Consider the following 21,851-nt stretch of genomic DNA (forward strand, 5'->3'; position numbering starts at 1 on the left):
CGCGGCCCGCCCGGGCCGCGCGGGTCGGGCGCTCCTGCCGGCGGCTGGACGTGCAGTGTCGGCCTGGTCCGTCCCCGACCCAAGTGTTTGCGTCGCTGCTTTGGAGCTGCTCCGTCTGTGCGCCCACCCGCGCCCGCCCGAGTTCGTTTGCGTCGGCACCGTGGCGGACGGTGCCCCGTTGGTGCGGGCAACTCCAAAGGCGGCTGATCGGGATGTGCCGTCGGGTGCTGTCGGCGTCATGCCGTAGACGATTCCGCGGCAGCTTCCTGTGGACGATCCACTTGCAGCAGCTCGGCCGGCGCCGGCTCGACCTCGACGCGGGTGTCGTGGAAGGTCGGGCCGCCGCCCAGGTCGGTGTCGCGTACCGCGGTGACGGCGTTGACCGTGGACCGACCGGGGCTCAGCCGCGCCCAGTACGCCTTGTACGTGAACGCCAGCCCGAGACGGGTCGCGTCGTCCACGGCGACCGCCGCCAGGAAGGAGCCGCGGTCATTGTGCACCCGGACGGCGTCGCCGTCCGCCAGGCCGCGGGCCGCCGCGTCGTCCGGGTGCAGGTGTACCCGCGGCGGCCCCATCCGGCCGGCGTGCCAAGGCAGCGAGGCGAAGGTGGAGTTCATGAGGAACCGGCCGGCCGGGGCGATCAGCACCAGCGGGAAGCGTCGGGCCAGGTCCGGGTCGGCGGCCTCCACCGGTGGTGTGTAGCCCACCAGTGGGTCGACGCTGTGCCGGGCGAGCCTCGGGTCGAGCAGCCGGGCGCGGCCGTCCGGCGTGGGGAAGGCCCCGTCGGCGTACGGGGCGGAGCCGACCGCCACCCCGGTGGTCCGTGCGTACGTCCGCTCGCGCAGCTCCTCGAAGCTGACCGGCGCGTCCCGGAGCAGCTGCCGGGCCAGGTCCTCGTCGCTGTCCCGCAGCCGGGGATGGTCGAGGCCCAGCGCGGCCGCGATCCGCCGGAAGATCTCCGTGTTCGGCAGCGCCTCGCCGGGCGCCCGGGTCACCGGCAGGTTGAGCGTCGTGTAGTGGTGGCCGTAGGAGGAGTGCAGGTCGAGGTGCTCGGGCTGCATGGTGGCCGGCAGCACGACGTCCGCGAAGTCGCAGGTGTCCGTCCAGCGCTGCTCGAGCACGACGGTGAACAGGTCGTCGCGTCGCAGGCCCGCGTGCACCCGGGTCTGGTCGGGCGCGGTGGCCGCCGGGTTGGCGTTGAAGACGACCAGCGACGTCACGGGCGGATCCGCCTCGCCGGTGAGCACCGCCGCGAGCCGGCTCATGTTGACCGACCGGGCCGGTGGCGCCGGCATGTCGGGCGGCCGGACCACCGCGGCCTCGTTCACCGGGTGGTGCCCGCCGGTCATGCAGAGGGCGCCGCCGCCCGGGTACCGGAAGTCGCCGGTGACCAGCGGCAGCGCGCAGATCGCCCGGATGGCCTGGCCGGCGCCGTGGTGACGTTGCAGACCGAGCCCGACGCGGATGGCGGTGGGACGGGTGCGGGCGATCCGCTCGCCGAGCCGGCGTACCACCTCGACGTCCAGGCCGCACTCGGCCGCGGCTCGTTCCACCGGCCACTCGCCGAGCCGGGCCTCCAGCTCCGGCCAACCCACGGTGTGCGCCGCCAGCCACGCCCGGTCGGCCCCGCCCGCGTCGAGCACCTGCCGCATCAGCCCGAGCGCCAGGGCGGCGTCGGTGCCGGGCAGCGGAGCGACGTGCTCGTCGCTGCGGGCCGCGGTGTCCGTCCGCAGCGGGTCGATGGTGACGACGTACGCGCCCCGCTGGCGGGCCTCCTGCACGAACGGCCACTGGTGCAGATTCGTCGAGAGCAGGTTGGCGCCCCAGAGCACGATCAGTCGGGCGTCCACGATGGACTCCGGCTCGAAGCCGACCGACCCGCCGTAGACCGAGTGCAGCGCCGCCCGTGCCGCGGCGGTGCAGATCGTGGTCTGCAGCCGGGACGAGCCGAGGTGCGCGAAGAGGCGGGGACCCATGCTCCAGCCCTGCACGTGTCCCATCGTGCCGGCGAAGTAGTAGGGAAGGATCGCCCCGGGGCCGTCCCGGTCGATCGTCGCACGCAGCCCGGCCGCCACCCGCCCGACCGCCTCGTCCCAGCTGGCCGGTCGGTAGGAGACCGGTCCGACGCCCTTCGGCCCGGTTCGCACCATCGGCTGGGTCAGCCGGTCGGGCCCGTTGACCGCGTCCAGGTAGCGGTTGACCTTGCCGCAGAGCGCGCCCCGGGTGAACGGGTGGTCACGGTCGCCGCGCAGCGCGACCGCCCGGCCGTCCTCCACCGTGAGCTGCCAGGTGCAGGTGTCGGGGCAGTCCAGCGGGCAGGCGCCGAGATGGGTGGCGCGGGACATGCGACGGATGCTACCGCCCGGCCGGGCGGCAGGGTCAGGGGCGGCGGTGGTCCTGGAGACCAGCGTGGACCAGCTCATCTCCGACCACCTCCGGGCCGAGGACACGCTGCGCTGACGCCGCCTCCGGTCAGGCTGGCAGCAGCCGGGCCAGGGTGCGCAGCGCGGTGCGTACCGTCTCGTCGTCGGCGCTGAGGCTGACCCGCAGCCCGGGCGCGGCCCCGCGCCGGGCGGCGAACTCGTCGGTGCCGGCCACCGCGACGCCCCGGCGACGGGCGAGCGCGGCGATCGCGTCAGCGTCGTGGTCCAGCCGCACCCAGGCGAAGGGCGCCGGGCCGGGCACGGCCACCCGGTCGCCGAGCAGGTCGCGGGCGAGCGCGGCCCGCCCGGCCAGTTCGGCGGAGCGGACCGCGGCGAGCTGATGGGCGGCGCCGCTCAGCACGAGCTGGGTGGCCACCTCGGCGACCAGCGGCGCGGGCGCCCAGGCGAGCGCCCGGGCGGCCGCCCGCAGCGGCTCGGCGAGCGCCGCCGGGGCGTACCGGTAGCCGATCCGCAGTCCCGGCGCGAGGGTCTTGGTGATGCCGGTCAGATAGACGGTCCGGGGATGCCATGCCGCGACGGGCGGCGGCCGGTCGGGCAGCAGCGCGCCGAACGGGTCCTCCTCGATCACCGGCAGTTCGTGGGCGGCCGCGACGGCGGCGATCTCCCGGCGGCGCTCGGCCGGCATGGTGAGGCCGGTCGGGTTGTGCAGGTTGGGGTGCAGGTGCAGCGCGGCCACCCGGCGCCGGGCGCAAAGCCGGTCGATCGCGTCGGGCCGGGCCCCGGCGGCGTCGCTCGGCACGGTGGCCAGCTCGACCCGCAGCACCCGGGCGGCGGCGAGCAGGCCGGGATTGGTCAGCTCGGTGGTGATCACCACGTGCCGGGGCTCGGCCAGGGCGGCCAGCGCGGCGGCGAGGGCATGCTGCCCGCCGGCGGTCACCTCGACCGACTCGGAGGCTGGGTGCCAGCCCGCGTGGGCGCTCCAGCGGGCGCCGGCGATGCGATGCCGCACCGCGTCCGCGTCCTCGGCCCCGACCGCGAGCGGGTCGGCGGCGATCCGGTGCAGGATCGGCGCCACCGCCCGGTGCACCTGCCCGTGCCCGGGTGGATGCACGGCGGCCACGTCGAGCACCGGTTCCGTCGCGGGCAGGGGTGCGGCCGGCGCCGGGGCGACGAAGGTACCCCGGCCGACCTCGCCGGTGAGCAGCCCGCGCCGGGCGGCGACCTGGTAGGCGCGGCCGACGGTGGCGACCGTGACCCCCAGTTGACGGGCCAGGTCCCGCTGCGCCGGAAGCCGGTCGCCGGGGGCGAGCCGGCCGGCGGCGATCTCCGCGCCGATCGCGTCGGCGAGCGCCAGATAGCGGGGCCCGGCCCCGGACAGCCGCGCGGGCTCCCAGATTGTCACCGTGACAATCTAGTCCCCGCGCCGCGTGGCCGCCGTCGGATTGTCACCGTGACAATCCGGCCTGCCGGCTTCCCCGGGTACGTCGCCGACGCTGCCTCGCATGACCGTCACCTCCGCCGCCCTGTGGCGGCACGCCACCTTCCGCAGGCTATGGCTCTCCGACGCGGTAAGCACCCTCGGCACCCATGTCACCACCGTCGCGCTGCCCCTGGCCGCGCTGACCGCGCTCGGCACCGGGTCAACCGGGGTCGCCGCGCTGACCGCCGCCACCACCCTGCCGTACCTGCTGCTCGGCATCCCGGCCGGCGCGATCGTCGACCGGCTGCCCCGCCGGGCCGTCCTGGTCGTCGCCGACCTCGCCCGCGCCCTGCTGCTGGCCAGCGTGCCGCTGGCCTGGGCGGCCGGGCTGCTCACCCTCGCCCAGCTCGTGGTGGTGGCGCTGCTGGCCGGGTCCGCCACCGTGCTGTTCGACGTGGCGTACTTCGCCGCGGTGCCCGCGGTGGTGCCGGCCGGTCGGCTGGCCGACGCGAACGCCCGCCTCGAGGCGACCCGGGCGGTCGGCCAGACCGCCGGTCCCGGCATCGCCGGCGTCCTGGTCGGCGCGCTCGGCGCGCCGGTCGCGCTCCTCGTCGACGTGGCCAGCTTCGTCGCCTCCGCGCTCTTCCTCGCCGGTACGCCCCGACTCGCCCGCCGGCACAGCGCCGGCGCGGCCGGCATGTGGCGGGACGCCGCCGGCGGTGTCCGCTTCGTGCTCCGCGACCCCGTGGTGCGGGCGCTGACCCTCTGCTCCGGCCTGACCAACGTCTGGCAGGCGGGCTTCCTCGCCATGCTGCTGGTGTACGCGGTCCGCGAGCTGCGCCTGCCCGCCGCCACGGTGGGCCTGCTGATCGCCGGCGCCAACGTGGGGTACCTGTTCGGGGCCGCGGTCGCCGGTCGGGCCCGGGTACGCCTCGGCGTCGGGCGGGCGATCACCGGCGCGGCGGTGCTCCAGGTCGGCGCGGTCCTCGTGCTGCTGCCGCACCCGCTCTGGATCGGCGCGGGCCTGGCGGTGAATGCCTTCGCCAGCGGCCTCTACAACGTCAACGCGGTGAGCCTGCGGCAGGCCGCCACGCCCGGGGAGATGCTGCCCCGGATGACCGCCACCAGCCGGTTCTTCATCTGGGGCACCATGCCGCTCGGTGCCGCCCTCGGCGGGGCGCTGACCGGTCTGCTCGGCGCGCCGGCGTACCTCGCGCTGGCCTCGGTCGGCATGGCCGCGGCGGCGCTGGTGACCCTCTGGTCGCCGGTCTGGCGGACCGTCGACTTCCCGACGCCGGACGAGCTGCCCCACCCGGCCGACCCTCGGCCGGAACCGGCCGGCGTCGCGCCGGCCGGGACCACCGAGGCGGTGTCGGCCGGACGGTGACCGTTTGTGGTCGCCGGCCCCGGGTAAGGGCGTCGCCGGCTCCGGTTCCCCGGGGCCGGCGACGACAGGAGGGCGGCGTGCAGTTTCCCCGATTCGTCGAGGCGGTGTCCCGGCGCTCCGAACTACCGATGGAGCAGGCCGCGATGATCTCGCGGGCCACGCTCCAGACCCTGGCCGAGCGGGTGACCGGGGGGGAGGCGGAAGAACTCGCCGCGCAGCTGCCGGATGAACTGAGTGACTACCTCACCGTGCCGGCCGGCGAGCGCCCGACCGGCGGCAAGGTGGAGTTCCTCTTCCGGGTGGCCAATCGAGCCGCGGTGGATCCGGCGGTCGCCGAGGTCGGGGTGCGGGCGGTGCTCAACACGCTGCGCGAGGCGATCACCGTGGGTGAGTTCCAGGACCTGGTGTCGCAGTTGCCGAAGGGCTTCAACGCACTGGTCGACCCCATCCCGCGACCGCCGTACGGCTGAGGACGCTTCCCCCGTTCATCGGGCACCCACGTCCGTCCGCCGCGGCCGATCGGGCGCCCCGGACTGCCGGCCCGGTCAGCCGGCCTCGGGCGGGTGGGCGAGGTCCGTCGCCGCCGGCTCCTCCGGCTCGGCCACCCAGGCGGAGAAGACCGGCACCCCGTGCCACGGCCCGCGGTCGTCGCCCCGCCCGTCGGTGGCCACCGCGACCACCGCGTACGGGTGGCCGAAGCGCAGCTCCGCCGTCCGGGCCACCCCCTCCGGCTCGAGGCTGACCAGGGCGAACGCGGCGGTGACGGCGGCCGCCTCGAAGCCGTACCGGCCGTAGCGGGCCATCGCCGCCTGCCGCGCCTCGAGCTGCGTCCCCTCGCCGGTCAGCGCCCTGATCACCGCCGAGAAGCCGAGTCCGGGCGCGGTGAGGTCATGCTGGTTCCGGGCCGACCAGCAGGGCAGCACCGCCGTGTGCCGCTCCTCCCGGCCGCCCCGGGCGCGCGTACGCACCCGCTCCTCGCGGAGCGACCAGAGCGGCCCGTCGCCGAGCGGCAGGTCGAACAGCGATCGGCGTCCGGCCGGTTCGCCGCCGTCGGCCGCCGTCGAGCTCACCTCGTGCGCCGCGGAGAGCACGTCGACCGGTGCCACCGCCGGATCGCCGACGACGGACACCACCACCAGCCCGGCGCCGTCGCGGTCCACCGCCTCCGCCGCGTGGACGGCCACGTCACCCGCCGAACTGGTCGAGGCGATCCAGCCGCGGTGGCCGCGTCCCGGTGTCCGCAGCACCCGGTCGAGCCGCCCGGCCCAGGTGCTTCCCGCCCCCAGCCCGGCGGCGGGCGCGAGGTCGAACGGCTCCGCCCAGGAGATCCGGGTCGCCAGGGCACTGGCCAGCGCCAGCAGCACCTTCGGCGACACGGTCAGCGGGAACCGCTCGATCAGCCCGAGGGTGTGTTCGCGGGCCCAGGCGTCCAGGGCGGCCTGGTCCGGCAGCGGTCCGGTCGTCGTGCGCTGCGGCAGGCCGGCCCGCCATTCGGCAAGGTTTTCCGTGTCGTACCCGGGGCGGTGCCAGACCGCGGTGGCCGACGGCACCAGGGGGTGCGGCCGGTCCAGCAGGGCGGTGGCCGCGGCGGCGGCAGAATCCACGTCCATGCCGAGGATCTCCGCCAGCTCGGCCCGGACCGGGCCGGTGGCGGCCGGCCCGGCCAGCGCCAGCAGCAGCCAGGCGCCGAGCGGAGAGGCGACGTGGTGCCGGTCGCCGATGTCGGCGTGCAGCCGGGCGGCGTAGCGGGCCAGCGGGGCGTGCAGCGTCGTCGTCATGGCTCCACTCTGCCCACCCAACGCCCGGATGGCACGCGTGTCAGGACCAGAGTTCGAACGGCTCGTCGATCTCCTCGCCGGCCAGGAACGGGGTGAGCAGCTCGGGCAGCCGCCCCGGGTAGAACCGCTCCCGGCTGGACACGATCTCGGCGACCGGCCACCAGCGGAACCCGAAGTAGTCTTCCACCTCGTAGTCGAGCCGGTCGGCCCCGTCCACGTCGGGCACGGCGGCGTCGAGCCGTACCGTCATCACCACCTCGTCCTGCACATGCCGCAGGCGCCGGTGGATGAAGCTGGCCCGCCGCCGCCAGGACGGCGGCCCCAACTGCGCGGCGCCGACCAGGAAGCCGGTCTCCTCGCGCAGCTCCCGCAGCGCGGTCTCGGCGTACGTCTCACCCGGGTCCATGCCGCCGCCCGGAAGCTCCCACCAGGTGCCCAGCCGGGGATGCTCGGGGTCGCGGGTGTGGAAGAGCAGGATCAGTCCGGCCCGGTCCCGCACCACCAGCCGGACGGCGGTGCGCTCGACGACCGGCAGGTCCCGCGGCAGCTCGATCATGTCTCTCCTTCCGGACGCCCGCGCGGCGCGATACGTGCCAGGATGCCTGGGTGACCGAGGTCTTCGGCGAGGTGGCGGCCAGCTACGACGAGGCGCGGCCGGGCTATCCGGACGCGATCGCCGAGGCCATCCTTGCCTATCACGGCTAGGCGTCGGTCCGGCTGGTCGAGGTCGGCGCGGGGACGGGCCGGGCCACCGAGGTCCTCCTCCGCGCCCGGCGCGCCGATGACCTACGTCGAGCCGGATCCCCGGATGGCCCGGGCGCCGGCGGCGAGGCCCATCGCCCGGCCTGACCTCGACCCGGTGCAGGGCGATCCCGGACGGTAGGCTGCCCGCCGTGGCAGGTCTGTTGAGGAGTGTGGCGTCGCGGCTCGGCCGGATCACCGGAGGCGCGGCCACGCCCGCCCGGACGCCGGGCCGGATCCCGGCCCAGGTCGCCCGGCGCCGCCAGGTCGCCGCCCTGCAGCGTCGGGAGCTCACGTACGCCCCCGAGCTCGACGGGCAGGCCGATCCGGGGGAGATCGTCTGGACCTGGGTCCCGTACGAGGACGACCCCCGCCAGGGCAAGGACCGGCCGGTGCTGGTCGTCGGTCGGCAGAGCCGGACGCTGTTCGGCCTGATGCTCTCCAGCCAGAGCGAGCGGGACGGCCAGCGGCACTGGCTGGCGCTCGGACCGGGCGCCTGGGACCGCGACAACCGCCCGAGCTGGGTACGCCTCGACCGGGTCCTCACCATGCGGGAGGACAGCATCCGGCGCGAGGGCGCGGTGCTGGACCGGTCCCGGTTCGACCGGGTGGGGCGGGTCCTGCGGGCCGGCTACGGTTGGCGCTGAGCCGGCGGATAACGGCTCGCCCGTGCGCGCGGGACATGGCAGGGTGGGCCCGATGATGGCAAAGGCAATCGCCGGGGTGGACGACCGGCTTGCCGGGTGGGTTGCGGACGACTTCGGCCTGACGCTCGCCTCCGCCGTGCCGGTGGGGTACGGCGCGGACGCCGCGGCGGAGCTGTGGCGGGCGACCACCATGGACGGTGGGGACTACGCGGTCAAGCTGAGCGGCGGCGGCACCGCGGCGGGGCTGGTGGTGACGGCCGAGCTCGCCCGGCAGGGCCTGCCGGGCGTCGTCGCGCCGCTGGCCACCCGGGACGGGCAGGTGTGCGGCGTCCGCGAGGGACGGCGGCTCTCGGTGGTGCCGTGGGCCTCGGACGAGCGGGCCATCGCCGGTGGCATGCGCTCCGCGCACTGGCGCGCGTACGGCGAGGTGCTGGCCGCGACGCACGGGGTGACCGTGACCGACGAGCTGGCCGCGCTGCCCCGCGAGGACCATACCCACGCGGCGATCGGCGCGGCGACCCGGGAGATGGACCGCCGGCTGCGGACCGTGGGGGGGTCGGCCGACCGGTGGACCCGGGACGTTGCGGTCCGCTGGCGGGAGGCGGCCGACGACGTGGCGACGCTGCTCGACCGCGTGGACCGGCTCGGCGCGGAGCTGCGGGACCGGCCGGCGGACCTGGTGGTCTGCCACGGCGACCCCCACCTGGGCAATCTGCTGCTCGGCCCCGAGGGGCGGGTCTGGCTGATCGACTGGGACGACGCGGTGCTCGCCCCCCGCGAACGGGACCTGATGTTCGTGGTCGGCGGCGTGCTGGCGTTCGCGCCGGTGACGGCGGCGCAGCAGGCCGCCTTCTTCGAGGGGTACGGCTCGATGGAGCTCGAGCCGCTCCGGCTCGCCTACCACCTCGGGGTCCGGGCGTTGGACGACATCTCGAGCTGGGCCGGTGACGTGGCGGATGCCGACCGGCCCGAGGCCGATCGGGTACGCGCGCTGCGGATCGTGGAGGGTCTGCTGTCGCCGGTGGGGCTGATCACCCTGGCCCGCCAGGCGTTGCGGGATCTGGGCCGCTGGGAGGCCTGAGCACAGCTTGGCCGCCCGCCGCCGGGCCCGCGCCGCGCCCTGGGGGCAACGGGCGGCGATGGGGCGGGCGATAGGGGCGCCCGGTCAGCACTCGGCCAGGTGCACGGTGTCCACAAGCTGACGGGTGGCACGGGCGGCGCCCACGGTCTTCGCCTGGTACATGGCCGCGTCGGCCCGGCAGAGCGCCTCGGCGAGCTGGGTCGGCCCGTGGACCGGGGCGAGCCCGACGGACGCGGTGACCCGCACGGTGCGGGTGCCGAGCGGGATCGGCGCGGCGAGGTCCTCGCAGAGTCGCCGGGTGGCGTGCTCGATCCACCGCCGGTCCACCGTCGGGCTGGCCAGCAGCCCGGCGAACTCGTCGCCGCCGAGTCGGGCGACGAGGTTGTCCCCAGCGAAGGCGGCCAGCCGCTGGGCCACGCTGATCAGCACCTGGTCACCGGCCGCGTGGCCGAAGCGGTCGTTGACCTGCTTGAAATCGTCGAGGTCGAGTACCACGGCGATCAGCGGTTTGCCGGCGGCGTCGGTCAGCAGGGCCGCGGCGAGCCGGTAGAAGGCCCGCCGGTTGGGCAGCCCGGTCAGCGCATCGTGGCTGGCCGCGTGCCGCTCGGCTGCCAGTTCGGCCTGCAGCAGCTCGATCTCGGCCTCGGCGCGCAACGCCCGGCGGCGCAACTGCCAGGCGGAGACGACGGCACCGGCGGCGGAGATACCGGACGCGATGGTCATCGGATCCGGCACGAGCCCTCCTCACCGCAGCCCTCGACCTTGCCGTGGCGGCCCGACCGCCCGTGCCAGGCCGACGTTCTCCCTGGTGGTATCCAAGATCGGAGTAACCCAAAGTGAACGGTTGGGTACACCGTACGTGCGTTATCATGCTCGCTGTCCAGTGCAGATGCAATAGCAGATGCACGTGCATCACCGTCCTTTGTCGACAGATCTCTCCATCGCCACCGCCGTCCCTCCCGCGGCATTGGCTGGCTCTTCACAGAAAGACGCCCCATGCAGGAGCCTCAGAACGGCGTACCCACCAGTCAGCTGCCGCCGCTGCGGTGGCAGAAGAGCCGCCGGAGCAATCCGAGCGGGAACTGCGTCGAGTTGGCCGAACTCCCCGACGGCGCCGGGATCGCCATGCGCAACTCCCGGCACCCGGAGGGCCCGGCGCTCATCTACACAGTGGACGAGATCGCCGCCTTCGTGCTCGGCGCCCGCGACGGCGACTTCGACCACCTGATAACGAGACCCGCGGCACGCCGACGGGACTGATCGGCCGTCCGGAGGAGTTCACCTCACTGATGGTCCATGGCATGCTTACTCGTCGACCGGAATGGGACGTCCGGTCGGCGACAAGTCGACATGCGAGGGACGGGCAGGTGACGATGGTTTCCGCCGAGGGCGGTCCGACCACCGGTCCGACCGTGCTCCGGATGCTGCTGGGGGCCCAGCTACGCCGGCTCCGCGAGGGCGCCGGGGTGACCCGGGAGGGCGCCGGCTGGGAGATCAGGTCCTCCGAGTCGAAGATAAGCCGGATGGAGCTGGGCCGGGTCGGCTTCAAGGAACGCGACGTGGCCGACCTGCTCACCCTCTACGGCGTCACCGCCACCGACGAGCGGGCGGCGCTGCTCAAGCTCGCCCGCGACGGGAACAGCCCGGGCTGGTGGCACCGCTACGGTGACGTACTGCCCAGTTGGTTCCAGTCCTACCTCGGTCTGGAGGCCGCCGCCGCGCTGATCCGGACGTACGAGGTCCAGTTCGTGCCCGGCCTGCTGCAGACCCGGGGGTACGCCCGCGCGGTGATCCTGCTCGGCCACCGCAACGCCGCCGCGGCGGAGATCGACCGGCGGGTGGATCTGCGGATGGAGCGCCAGGAGTTGCTGCGCCGGTCGGAGCCGCCACACCTCTGGGTGGTCGTCGACGAGGCCGCCCTGCGCCGTCCGATCGGCGGTCCGGAGGTGATGCGGGGGCAGTTGACGGCGCTGATCGAGGCGACGAAGTCGCCGCACGTCCGGTTGCAGGTCGTTCCCTTCACCGCCGGCGGGCACGCCGCCGCCGGTGGCGCCTTCAGCATCCTGCGCTTCGGCGATCAGGACCTGCCGGACATCGTCTACATCGAGCAATTGACCAGCGCGATCTACCTGGACAAGCGGGAGGATCTCGACCACTACGCGCTGGCCATGGAGCAGCTGTGCGTGGAGGCGGAGCCGCCCGAGCGGACGCCGGAGATCCTCGGCCGGATCCTGGACGAGCTCCCCCGACGCTGACCGGCTGACTCCGCGGCACCGTCCTTCCGTGCTGGCGTTGACCGTCACCGACCTGCCTGGGTAGTCTCTGAATCGATACAGTACTGAATCGATCCAGAGGGGGCGCGATGAAGCCGACGTTGCAGGCCGTCGCTGACGCGGTGGGCGTCTCGCGCAGCACCGTCTCCAACGCCTACAGCCGCCCGGACCAGCTCTCGGCCGCACTGCGGAAGAAGATCCTCGACGCCGCCCAGCAGCTCGGCTACCCGGGACCCAACCCGACCGCCCGCTCGCTGCGCCGCGGCTTCGTCGGCGCGATCGGGGTGCTTTTCACCTCTCAGCTGTCGTACGCCTTCACCGACCCCTTCGCGGTGCGCTTCCTGGCCGGCGTCAGCGAGGGGGCCGAGCGGCACGGCACGAGCCTGCTGCTCGTCCCGCTGCCCGTCGACCGCGCCGAGGTGCGGCGGGCGGTGGAAAACGCCTCCGTCGACGGCTTCTGCGTCTACTGCGTCGGCGACGAGGACTGGGTTCTGGACGCCATCCGGGACCGTGGGCTGCCCGTCGTCACCACCGCCCCGCGGGAGGACGGCGGCCCGGGGGACCGCTACGTCGGCATCGACGAACGCGCCGCCGCCCGCTCCGTCGCCGACCATGTCGCCGCCCTCGGCCACCGGCGGGTGGCCCTTCTCGGCGACACCGTGCTGCCCGACGCACCGCCCGGGCCGCTGCGGCTGTCCGCCCCCGGCGACGCCCCCCACCCCACCACGCGCGGTCGGCTCACCGGCTTCGCCGACGCGTTCGCCGCGGTCGGCGTCGACTGGTCCGCGATCACCCTGATCAATGCCGCCGGCAACAGCCGCCCGGCCGGTTCCGCCGCGATCGCCGCCGCGTTGACCGGCAACGACCCGCCGACCGCCGTTCTGGCCTGCTCGGACGTCCTCGCCCTGGGCGTCCTCGACGCGCTCGCCGAGCCCGGCCGGCAGGTCGTGCATCCCGTGTCGGTCACCGGCTTCGACGACATCGCCGACGCCGCCGCGGCCGGGCTCACCACCGTCCGGCAGCCGGCCGAGGAGAAGGGCCGGATCGCCGCCGAACTCCTGCTCGAGCCCCCGGCCGATCCCGCCGCCGGGCACGTCCTGCTCCGCACCGATCTCGTCGTCCGGACCTCCACCCGCCCCGTTCCCAGGAGCTGACCATGCAACAGCCCATCGGCTTCGATCTCGCGCTCGACGCGGTGACCCGCCACGTCAATTCGGCCCGTCCGGACGCGCCGGTCCGACCCGACCGGCCCCGTCCGGCCCTGCTGGTGCCGACCCGGCTGGCCGCCGCTGGCGCCCTGCGCCGCCTCGCCGACCTGATGGAGCCTCGGCCGGCGCCCGCACCGCCGTGCTGCTCGTAGTACCCGCCGAGGCGGGGTCGCCCGGGTGGCGCCGGCCACCCGGGCGACCCGGGGATCCACCCAGCACCGGCCAGTCGGGCCCGAACCGGGCACCGGGTTGGTCGGCGGTGGCCGGCGGCAGGCAGACTTGAGCACCATGTCGCCGTTCACCCCCACACTGCGGCTGCACGATCGGTACGTCCTGCGCGAGCGCATCGGCCTCGGCGGGATGTCCGAGGTGTGGCGCGCCGACGACGAGGTGCTGCACCGCCCCGTCGCGGTCAAGGCCCTCGCCACGCAGCTTGCCGCCGATCCGCAGCTGCGCGCCACCATCCAGCGCGAGGCCCGCGCCGCCGCCCGGCTCACCCACCCGCACGTCACCCAGGTGTACGACTACGGCGAGGCGACCCTGCCCGACGGCTCGGTCGTGCCGTACCTGGTGATGGAGCTGGTGGCTGGGCGGAACCTGGCCGACCGACTGGCCGGTGGCCCGCTCGCCTGGCCGGAGGCCGTCCGGGTGGCCGGCCAGGTCGCCGCCGCGCTGGCCGCCGCGCATCGGATCGGTGTGGTGCACCGGGACATCAAGCCGGGCAACGTGATGCTCACCGAGACCGGCGCCAAGGTGCTGGACTTCGGCATCGCCGCGCTGGCCGGGCCGCGTCTCGCCGGCCAGACCGGCGAGCTGATGATGGGTACGCCCGCCTACTTCGCCCCGGAGCGGATGACGCCCGGCCCGCCGAACCCGGCCAGCGACATCTACGCCCTCGGCGCGCTGCTCTACCGCACCCTCACCGGCCAGGCCCCGCTGCCGGTGGAGACCTGGCAGGACGTGCTCGACGTGCACAACCGGCACATCCCGGTGCCGCCGCTGCGCGTACCCGGGCTGCCCGCTGACATCGCCCAGCTCACCCTGGCCTGCCTCGCGTCCGATCCGGCCCGCCGGCCCGCCGCCGCCCAACTCGCCAGCCGGCTCGGCGCCGGCCAGCCGGCCGACCCGCCGACCGCCATCCTGCCGGCGGCCACCCGGCCGGAGCACCCGCCCACCCTGATCGACCGTGCGGCGGCCCCCGTCCGCCCGGCGCCGCCGCGCCCGCCCGCCCGGTCGAACCGGCTGCTCGGGGCGCTGGTCGCGGCCGGTGTGGCGCTGCTGCTCGGGCTGGTCGGGATGCTGGCGCTCGGCGATGGCCCCGGGGACCGCCCGGCGGCCGACCGCACGACCGCCGCCCCGGTCGAGGAACCCAGCGTGGAGTCCTCCGCCTCGCCCGAGCCGGCCACGTCCGAGCCGACCACCAGCCGGCCGGCGCCGGTCACCCTGCGCCAGCTCGCCGCCGAGTTCACCGCCGTGCTCGACGAAGCGGAGGCGGCGAACCGCGATATCGACCCGAAGACCGCCGACGACCTGCGCGAGAAGGCCGCCGAGCTGGACCGCGGCAAGCCCAGGGACCGCGTCAAGCGGGTCGCCGAGCTGCGCGAACGCGTGGCCGAGGCGGCGGACGACGGGAAGATCGACACCGAGACTGCGACCCAGCTCCAGGACCTGCTCAGCGCGTACGTGCCGATCCGCGGCGGGAACGAGGACGAGGGCTGATCCGGCTCAGGCGAGCCGTACCGGGTCGCCTGAGCCGGATCCGGCCAGGTAGCCGGCCAGCAAACTTCGCGCCGCTGCGGTAGCGGTGCAGCGCCCGGCCGTCGTCATGGGCGGACACGTCGGCGGTCCGGCCGGAGGCGAGGGGAGCGGGGGCGGCCACCGGCCCACCCAAGCCCGGGTGCAATCCGCCCTGCCGAGCCGCCTCGCGGTCCACCTGTACGGAGCCGTGTCGGTGCTGTCGCCGCGGCCGTTGCGGGGTTCGCGCGCGCAGTTCGGACGCGGGGTTCCTGCGCGTAGTCACGCCGCAAGGTCGAGAGGCTCCGTCCCGTCGAGAGCCGCGCGGGCAGTTCGGCTGCGAGGTTTGCGCCCGGCGTCCGGTATGCGTCCGGTCGGCGCGGCTGCGACGTCGGGCCCCCGTGGCCTTCCGGTGTCCCGGGATGTGGCGGCATCGGGGTGGGTCAGGTGCCCGAAAGCCGCCGTTGCGGTGTCGCCTGTCCGGTCCCCGGGGTGTGACCGGCGGCATTGTGGGGCCGGAATCGTGGCCGGGGCGGGGTCGTTATACCTGGCGTACGACCGAGGACCGCCCCCTGATCTGGGGGCTGGTGGACGGGCCCCGGAATGATGGTGGGCCGCCGGTCGTTACACACGGTCCCGGCGCCGCGAGTGGCAGCCCCGCCCGGCGGTCGGATCTTTCCCCCGAAGACTTTTTGAGCGCCCGTCCGTGGTGCGTGCGCATCTACCCGGCCCCCTATCGGGTGGGTGTGCCTGACCCCCGAATTGGAGCTTTGATCATGAACTCGATGCTGCGTAAGAGCGTGCTCGGTATCGCTGGTCTGGCCTTCACCGGTGGCGTGTTCGCCGGCCCGGCCACCGCCCACGCCGCCGCGGTGGACGCCAAGCCCGTCGCGGTCGTGCAGGCGGACAAGCCGGGTGTGGACACGGGCAAGCTGATTCCGCATGGTGTGCAGGGCACCCAGTCCCACATCGACCTGAACGACGAGCAGATCGGCAACGTCAAGGCGATCATCGCCGCGACGAAGAAGTCCGGCATGGACGAGCGGGCCGCGGTGGTGTCGATCGCGACCAGCCTGCAGGAGTCGAAGCTGGAGAACCTGGGTCACCTGGGTGACCGCAACGACCACGACTCGCTGGGCCTGTTCCAGCAGCGTCCGTCCTCGGGTTGGGGCACCCCGAAGCAGATCACCGACCCGCAGTACTCGACCATGGCGTTCCTCAAGGGCCTCAAGCAGGTCGACGGCTGGCACGACATGCCGCTGACCGAGGCCGCCCAGACGGTGCAGGTGTCGGCCTACCCGTTCCACTACGCGCAGTGGGAGCAGCAGGCCGCCGACCTGGTCGCCCAGCACTGGAACAACTGACATACATACGCGAAGGGCCCCCTCCCCCGGGAGGGGGCTCTTTTGGCATTCGCCGGGTCCGCCCGACGGCTCCACAGCAGAATGCCGGAAATGAGGGTCAAGGCCGTTATAGCGGCGGTCGCGGTGCTACTCGTAGCGGCCTGTACCGATCAGGGGGGCGAGGCTGTCCGGCCCACCGCCGCGCCCCGGCTCACCACCCCCGCTCCGGCACCGAGGAACCAGCTCACCGTGGTTGCCGCCGGAGATCTGCTGGTGCACCCGCCGCTCACCGAGCAGGCCGCCGCCGACGCGCGGCAGGCCGGGCGTAGCGGTCACGACTTCACCCGGGTGCTGGCCGCGGTCCGTCCGTGGGTGAGCGCCGCCGACCTGGCCATCTGCCACATGGAGACGCCCCTGGCGGAGCCGGAGGGCCCGTTCACCGGATGGCCCACCTTCAGCGTGCCGCCGGCGCTTGCCGACGCTGCCGCCTGGGCCGGCTTCGACACCTGCTCCACAGCCTCCAACCACTCACTGGACACGGGCATGGAAGGCATCACCCGTACCCTCGACAACCTGGACCGGGTCGGACTGCGCCACACGGGCACGGCCCGCAGCGCGGCGGAGGCAGCCCGGCCCAACATCATCGACGTGGCGGGCGTGAAGGTAGCCCAGCTGTCGTACGCGCTGAGTTTCAACGACATTCCGCTTCCCGCGGGACAGCCATGGGCGGCGAACCTCATCACCCGGGACGCGATCCTTGCGGCGGCCCACCGGGCGCGGGCGGCGGGCGCCGAGATCGTCATCCTGTCCCTGCACTGGGGGACGGAATACCAGAACGCTCCGAACGACGACCAGCTGGACCTGGCCCGCCAGCTGCTCGCCTCGCCGGACATCGACCTGATCATCGGCCACCACGTGCACGTGGTACAGCCCTTCGAGAAGATCGGCAGGAAGTGGGTCGCCTACGGCATGGGCAACCTCACCACCCGCTTCGACGACGGCTCCCCGGAGAACACGCAGGACGCGGTGGTGCCCCAGTTCACCTTCACCCGTACCGCTTCCGGGGCCTGGGAGGTCACCGACGTGACGGTGCTACCGACCTGGATGGAGTACCGGCCGGCGGCCCGGGTGGTCGACCTGGCCACCGCCGCCCGGGACCCCGCGTTGCCCGCCGCGCAGCGGGAGCACTACGTGCAGATCGAGAAGCGGATCAACGGCTACGTGGGCATGCGCGGCGCGCTCGAGGCCGGACTGCGCCAGCTCTCCTGAGCGATGCCGCATCAGGCGCAGGGCGTGTAGAGGCGGCGGGTGCCGACGCCGGCGGCGTACGCGACCCGGTCGCTGAACCGGCAGCCGAAGTCGGGCGCGGCAACCGCCTCCGGGTCCGTCACGTCGTCGCCCTCCGGGCGCCCGCCGGTGCGTACCCATGAAGTCAGGTCGTCCCAGGCGGCGCCGGCTTCGGCCGGGGTGAACTCGCAGTGCTGCGTGGCCCGGATGGCCCGCTGCACCACCAGCCGGCTCCGCCCGTGCCACGCCGCGTCCCGGGCGTACGCCTGCTCCATGGAGAACGGCACGAAGAGGTCACCGAGGTCGTGCAGGCTGACCACCGGCGCGGTCGGCCGGCCACTGATCCGCGGCACCTCGGTCAGGGTGGGCGACCGGCGCTGCCAGAGATTCTCCGCGGCGACCCGCTGCACCGTGGCGTTGACGTCGACCGGGCTGTTCGGTGTGTAGCTGGTGAGCAGGTTGGTGGCGAGCTGGCCCGGCTGCTGGGCGGGGGAGTCGCCGCCGTTGGTGGTGCTGATCGCGAAGAGGAAGTCCTTCCAGATCGCGAAGGAGGCCTCGGCGCCGGGTCGCTCCCCGCCGGAGCGGTTGATGGTGATGGCCCGCAGCTGCTTGCCGCGCTCGTTGGTGGTGTCCGGCCCGGCGGGCTTCAGCCCGGCCAGGCCCAGCGCCACCTGGATCCGCGGCACCGCGTTGGTCAGGTAGTCGGTGGGCGTCGGGTAGGCGGGCACCTCGGCGAGCGCCTGCGCGACCAGGTTGTAGTCCAGGAAGAAGTCGAGCAGATCGTGGTCGCCGAGCACCCCGCACAACGGCAGCGCCCCGTCGTAGTAGCCCGGGTACTGCTCCAGCGACCGGCCAATGATGTAGCCGCCCATCGACACCCCGGCCATCAGGACCCGCTTCGGCTGCTCGACGGTACGACCGAAGAGGTCGGCGAGATCCTTGGTGCTGAGCACGCCGGCGCGGATGTCCAAGCCGTTGCGGTAGTAGGACGACGACGCCCAGGCGTAGCCCTGCTCCAGCATCCGCTCGCGTAGGCCGAACGCCGGCGTTTCCGGCGAGAGCACCGTGGTCTGGCCGCGGTAGCCGTGCGTCCACATCACCAGGTCGCCGTTCCACCGCGCGGGGACCTCGATGATGTAGCCGGCGTGTTCGTGTACGCCCTGGCGCACGGTGGTCGGGGCGCCGTTCACGGTCAGCGGCGTCAGCGGTGGGTTGTTGATGGTGTAGCCGGGCAGCGGCTGGCTGCCGTCGTCGTGGTCGGCGGCGACGGCCGGCGCCGCGCCGGCGAGCCCGACCATGAGGGTCAGGGAAGCGGCGGCGGCGAGCAGCCGACGGACCAGACGGGTGGTTGAGTTCAGCATCGATGCTCCCCCGGGGACGGTGCCGCCCACCGGGGGCGACCAGGCGGGACGGATGCCTACCGGCCGGTAGCGCCCTGAAACTAGGCCCGCCGTCAACGGCTGTCAATGACAACCTGACCGAACGGTCAGGCGCATCTGTCCGGTCCGCCCACACTGGTCGGTCAGACCACTCCATGCGCGAGCATCGCCTCCGCCACCCGGCGGAAGCCGCTGATGTTCGCCCCGGCCACGTAGTCGCCGGGCAGCCCGTACTCCTCGGCGGCGCGAATTGCGGCACCTTGGTGTCTTCCGCCGTCGGGAGGGCGCGGTGTCCCGCAAGTTGAGTGGATCGTGCCGGTCGGCCCGAGCCGCGTGAGTCGCGTGGGGTCGGTGTCCGGTTTGTGGGTGTGACCGGCGGCATTGTGGGGCCGGAATCGTGGCCGGGCCGGGGTCGTTGAACATGCCCGACGGTCGAGGTAGCAGGCCCGCCCAACGGGGTTCTGCGAGATGGCCCAGGCCGGAATGACGGTGGGCCGCCGGTCGTTACACATGGTCCCGGCGCCGCGAGTGGCAGCCCCGCCCGGCGGCCGGATCTTTCCCCCGAAGACTTTTTGAGCGCCCGTCCGTGGTGCGTGCGCATCTACCCGGCCCCCTATCGGGTGGGTGTGCCTGACCCCCGAATTGGAGCTTTGATCATGAACACGATGCTGCGTAAGAGCGTGCTCGGTATCGCTGGTCTGGCCTTCACCGGTGGCGTGTTCGCCGGCCCGGCCACCGCCCACGCCGCCGCGGTGGACGCCAAGCCCGTCGCGGTCGTGCAGGCCGACAAGCCGGGTGTGGACACGGGCAAGCTGATTCCGCATGGTGTGCAGGGCACCCAGTCCCACATCAAGCTGAACGACGAGCAGATCGGCAACGTCAAGGCGATCATCGCCGCGACGAAGAAGTCCGGCATGGACGAGCGGGCCGCGGTGGTCTCGATCGCGACCAGCCTGCAGGAGTCGAAGCTGGAGAACCTGGGTCACCTGGGTGACCGCAACGACCACGACTCGCTGGGCCTGTTCCAGCAGCGTCCGTCCTCGGGTTGGGGCACCCCGAAGCAGATCACCGACCCGCAGTACTCGACCATGGCGTTCCTCAAGGGCCTCAAGCAGGTCGACGGCTGGCACGACATGCCGCTGACCGAGGCCGCCCAGACGGTGCAGGTGTCGGCCTACCCGCACGCCTACGCCCAGTGGGAGCAGCAGGCCGCCGACCTGGTCGCCCAGCACTGGAACAACTGACACAGAGCACCAAGCCGCTGGCCGGCACCCGAACACGGGTGCCGGCCAGCGGCATATCCAAGGCCGGTCGAACGGCGCGCAGAACCAGCGGCCGCCGCCAACGCGGCGACCATGGAGGAAGGCTGAGCGTAGAGTCGGGCGGTGAGTACCGAATCCCTGCCGGCGCAGACCCTCCCACCGGGCGTGGCCCCCGCCGACCCGGGCAGCGTGCTGCTGCCCGGCCACGACGTGCCGCTCGGCCGCTACACGACGGTGCGGCGGCTGCTACCGCAGCGGCAGCGCCGGATGGTCGGCGCCTGGTGCTTCGTCGACCATTTCGGACCGGACGACGTCGCCGAGCGGCCCGGCATGGAGGTGCCGCCGCACCCGCACACCGGTCTCCAGACGGTCACCTGGCTGCTCGACGGGGAGATCCTGCACCGGGACAGCCTCGGCAACGTGCAGCCGATCCGTCCCGGCCAGCTCAACGTGATGACCTCCGGCCACGGCATCGCCCACTCGGAGCGGTCGCCGGTGGAGCATCCGCCGGTGATGCACGGCGTTCAGCTCTGGGTGGCGCTGCCCGATCCGGCGCGGGCGGGCGCGGCGGATTTCGCGCACCACGCGGAGCTGCCCCGCTGGCGTGACGGTGACCTGGACGTCACCCTGCTGGTCGGCGAGGCCGGCGGCGAGCGGTCTCCGGCCGTGGTGCACACCCCGCTGGTCGGCGCGCAGCTGGAGGTGCGCGGCCCGGTGCCGGTCGCGCTGCCGCTGCGCCGCGACTTCGAGTACGGGCTGCTGGCGATGTCGGGCTCCGCCGAGGTCGACGAGGTGCCGCTCGCCCCGGGCGCGCTGCTCTACCTGGGCGCCGGCCGGGACGCACTGACCCTGCGGGCCGCCCCGGGCAGCCGGCTGCTGCTGCTCGGCGGCGTGCCCTTCGACGAGCCCCTCGTCATGTGGTGGAACTTCGTCGGCCGCTCGCACGAGGAGATCGCCGCCGCCCGCGAGGACTGGATGGCCGGCCGCCGGTTCGGGGTGGTGGCCGATGACCCGGCGCCGCCGCTGCCGGCCCCGGCGTTGCCCACCACCCGGCTCAAGGCCCGGGATCGCCGCGGTGGCACCATCGGCTGAATGGCCGCCGCCGGTACGGGTAGACGTCGCCATGCCCAGAAGTGCGATATCCAGCATCGAGGACAAGAAGCGACTGGTACGCCGGCTCGCCCGAGACAGCCGGGGCTTCGCCGAGCAGTACGGATTCCGGGTCACCAACAACCCGTCCCAGCTGTTCCAGGTGCTCTACCTGTCGGTTCTGCTCGCCCGGCGGGGTGACTTCCGGCGCGCGGTCAATACGGCGTCGGCGTTGCGCGATCACGGTTGGGACAGCGCCGCCCGGATGGCCCGTTCACTGCACGAGGACCGGGTGCGGGTGCTGCGTGAGGCGGGACAGCGCGGGGACGTCAACGCGCTCGCCGACGTGCTCGGCGACCTCGCCCGTACCGTGCTGGAGCGCTACCGGGGCGATCTGCGCCGGTTGCGGTCGGCGGCGCACCAGGACCCCGCCCAGGAGCGAAAGCTGCTCACCGAGCTGCCCGGCGTGGACGGCGAGGTCCTGGACTTCTTCCTGCGGGATGTCCAGGCCGTGTGGCGGGAGGTGGCGCCGGTCGCCGACCGGCGGGCGCTGATCGCGGCGCGCCGGTTGGGTCTGGGCCGCTCCGTCGATGACCTGGTGGGCCTGGCCGGCAGGGACGAGTCCGAGCGGCTCGCCTGGCTGGTGGGAGCGCTGGCCCGAGTGGACCTGGAGAAGCGGTACGCCGAGCTGACCGGCTGACCGGGACGTGCCACAGGCCACAAATCCGCAATAATCCCCCGAACGGCTGACGCCGCATCGTATGATGATCGCGGCAGCGATGCCCGCCCGGTTCGGGCGAACATCCACCGCCTGGCGGTCGCGACCCGGTTCGGGCGC

At 73.9% G+C, this 21,851-nt stretch carries 20 protein-coding genes; 14 read left to right on the plus strand and 6 right to left on the minus strand.

The annotated features are described in order from the left end of the window. Positions 1 to 236: 236 nt before the first annotated feature. Positions 237 to 2,345, minus strand: a complete 2,109-nt coding sequence (locus GA0070624_RS17705) for a molybdopterin-containing oxidoreductase family protein (RefSeq protein ID WP_091342542.1) — start codon at positions 2,343 to 2,345, stop codon at positions 237 to 239. 127 nt (positions 2,346 to 2,472) lie between these two features. Then, positions 2,473 to 3,786: an aminotransferase-like domain-containing protein gene (locus GA0070624_RS17710; protein ID WP_091342544.1), complete on the minus strand. Its 1,314-nt coding sequence runs from the start codon at positions 3,784 to 3,786 to the stop codon at positions 2,473 to 2,475. Between the two features lie 100 nt (positions 3,787 to 3,886). On the opposite strand from GA0070624_RS17710, the gene GA0070624_RS17715 reads away from it, so the two are divergent. After that, positions 3,887 to 5,191, plus strand: a complete 1,305-nt coding sequence (locus GA0070624_RS17715) for an MFS transporter (RefSeq protein WP_091342546.1) — start codon at positions 3,887 to 3,889, stop codon at positions 5,189 to 5,191. 77 nt (positions 5,192 to 5,268) lie between these two features. After that, positions 5,269 to 5,661 (plus strand): DUF2267 domain-containing protein, encoded by a 393-nt coding sequence (locus GA0070624_RS17720; protein ID WP_091342548.1) that lies wholly within the window; start codon positions 5,269 to 5,271, stop codon positions 5,659 to 5,661. A 75-nt stretch (positions 5,662 to 5,736) separates the two neighbouring features. Here the strand turns inward: GA0070624_RS17720 and GA0070624_RS17725 are convergent, their stop codons facing one another. Continuing rightward, a complete protein-coding gene (locus tag GA0070624_RS17725) occupies positions 5,737 to 6,969 on the minus strand; it encodes a hypothetical protein (protein ID WP_091342550.1) in 1,233 nt (410 codons plus the stop codon). 40 nt (positions 6,970 to 7,009) lie between these two features. Next, the gene (locus GA0070624_RS17730; protein ID WP_176731750.1) at positions 7,010 to 7,525 is read right to left on the minus strand and encodes an NUDIX hydrolase; all 516 of its coding nucleotides are present in this window, start codon (positions 7,523 to 7,525) and stop codon (positions 7,010 to 7,012) included. 337 nt (positions 7,526 to 7,862) lie between these two features. On the opposite strand from GA0070624_RS17730, the gene GA0070624_RS17735 reads away from it, so the two are divergent. Together GA0070624_RS17735 and GA0070624_RS17740 are read left to right on the plus strand one after the other, a co-directional pair. Further along, positions 7,863 to 8,357 carry a type II toxin-antitoxin system PemK/MazF family toxin gene (locus GA0070624_RS17735; RefSeq protein WP_091342551.1) on the plus strand — a complete coding sequence of 165 codons (495 nt, stop codon included), beginning with the start codon at positions 7,863 to 7,865 and terminating at the stop codon, positions 8,355 to 8,357. A gap of 52 nt (positions 8,358 to 8,409) precedes the next feature. Continuing rightward, positions 8,410 to 9,438 carry a phosphotransferase gene (locus GA0070624_RS17740; protein WP_218105190.1) on the plus strand — a complete coding sequence of 343 codons (1,029 nt, stop codon included), beginning with the start codon at positions 8,410 to 8,412 and terminating at the stop codon, positions 9,436 to 9,438. A gap of 84 nt (positions 9,439 to 9,522) precedes the next feature. Here GA0070624_RS17740 and GA0070624_RS17745 read toward each other — a convergent pair whose 3' ends face one another. Then, positions 9,523 to 10,173, minus strand: coding sequence for a GGDEF domain-containing protein (locus GA0070624_RS17745; RefSeq protein ID WP_091342553.1), 651 nt, complete (start codon positions 10,171 to 10,173; stop codon positions 9,523 to 9,525). Between the two features lie 261 nt (positions 10,174 to 10,434). On the opposite strand from GA0070624_RS17745, the gene GA0070624_RS17750 reads away from it, so the two are divergent. The 7 genes from GA0070624_RS17750 to GA0070624_RS17780 all read left to right on the plus strand — a co-directional run bounded on the left by GA0070624_RS17750 (position 10,435) and on the right by GA0070624_RS17780 (position 17,265). After that, positions 10,435 to 10,698 carry a DUF397 domain-containing protein gene (locus GA0070624_RS17750; RefSeq protein ID WP_091342555.1) on the plus strand — a complete coding sequence of 88 codons (264 nt, stop codon included), beginning with the start codon at positions 10,435 to 10,437 and terminating at the stop codon, positions 10,696 to 10,698. Positions 10,699 to 10,859: 161 nt separating this feature from the next. Further along, positions 10,860 to 11,693, plus strand: coding sequence for a helix-turn-helix domain-containing protein (locus tag GA0070624_RS17755; RefSeq protein ID WP_091348998.1), 834 nt, complete (start codon positions 10,860 to 10,862; stop codon positions 11,691 to 11,693). A gap of 107 nt (positions 11,694 to 11,800) precedes the next feature. Then, a complete protein-coding gene (locus GA0070624_RS17760) occupies positions 11,801 to 12,865 on the plus strand; it encodes a LacI family DNA-binding transcriptional regulator (RefSeq protein WP_091342557.1) in 1,065 nt (354 codons plus the stop codon). A gap of 2 nt (positions 12,866 to 12,867) precedes the next feature. Continuing rightward, entirely contained in the window at positions 12,868 to 13,071 is a 204-nt protein-coding gene (locus GA0070624_RS17765) for a hypothetical protein (protein ID WP_091342559.1), read from the plus strand. A gap of 136 nt (positions 13,072 to 13,207) precedes the next feature. Further along, on the plus strand, positions 13,208 to 14,638 hold the full coding sequence (locus GA0070624_RS17770; protein WP_091349000.1) for a serine/threonine-protein kinase: 1,431 nt from the start codon (positions 13,208 to 13,210) through the stop codon (positions 14,636 to 14,638). 791 nt (positions 14,639 to 15,429) lie between these two features. Then, entirely contained in the window at positions 15,430 to 16,017 is a 588-nt protein-coding gene (locus tag GA0070624_RS17775; protein WP_091342561.1) for a hypothetical protein, read from the plus strand. 90 nt (positions 16,018 to 16,107) lie between these two features. After that, a complete protein-coding gene (locus tag GA0070624_RS17780; RefSeq protein ID WP_091342563.1) occupies positions 16,108 to 17,265 on the plus strand; it encodes a CapA family protein in 1,158 nt (385 codons plus the stop codon). An 11-nt stretch (positions 17,266 to 17,276) separates the two neighbouring features. On the opposite strand, the gene GA0070624_RS17785 is transcribed toward GA0070624_RS17780, so the two are convergent. Continuing rightward, complete coding sequence (locus tag GA0070624_RS17785) at positions 17,277 to 18,644, minus strand: alpha/beta hydrolase family protein (protein ID WP_091342565.1); 1,368 nt, start codon at positions 18,642 to 18,644, stop codon at positions 17,277 to 17,279. Between the two features lie 674 nt (positions 18,645 to 19,318). Between GA0070624_RS17785 and GA0070624_RS17795 the strand changes: the two genes are divergently transcribed. The 3 genes from GA0070624_RS17795 (at position 19,319) to GA0070624_RS17805 (ending at position 21,713) form a co-directional block, all read left to right on the plus strand. Next, positions 19,319 to 19,906 carry a hypothetical protein gene (locus tag GA0070624_RS17795; protein ID WP_091342568.1) on the plus strand — a complete coding sequence of 196 codons (588 nt, stop codon included), beginning with the start codon at positions 19,319 to 19,321 and terminating at the stop codon, positions 19,904 to 19,906. A gap of 141 nt (positions 19,907 to 20,047) precedes the next feature. Then, entirely contained in the window at positions 20,048 to 21,016 is a 969-nt protein-coding gene (locus GA0070624_RS17800) for a pirin family protein (RefSeq protein WP_091342570.1), read from the plus strand. Positions 21,017 to 21,047: 31 nt separating this feature from the next. Next, positions 21,048 to 21,713: a hypothetical protein gene (locus GA0070624_RS17805; protein ID WP_091342572.1), complete on the plus strand. Its 666-nt coding sequence runs from the start codon at positions 21,048 to 21,050 to the stop codon at positions 21,711 to 21,713. Positions 21,714 to 21,851: the final 138 nt, after the last annotated feature.

The sequence above is a fragment of the Micromonospora rhizosphaerae genome, from assembly GCF_900091465.1.
GTDB lineage: Bacteria > Actinomycetota > Actinomycetes > Mycobacteriales > Micromonosporaceae > Micromonospora > Micromonospora rhizosphaerae.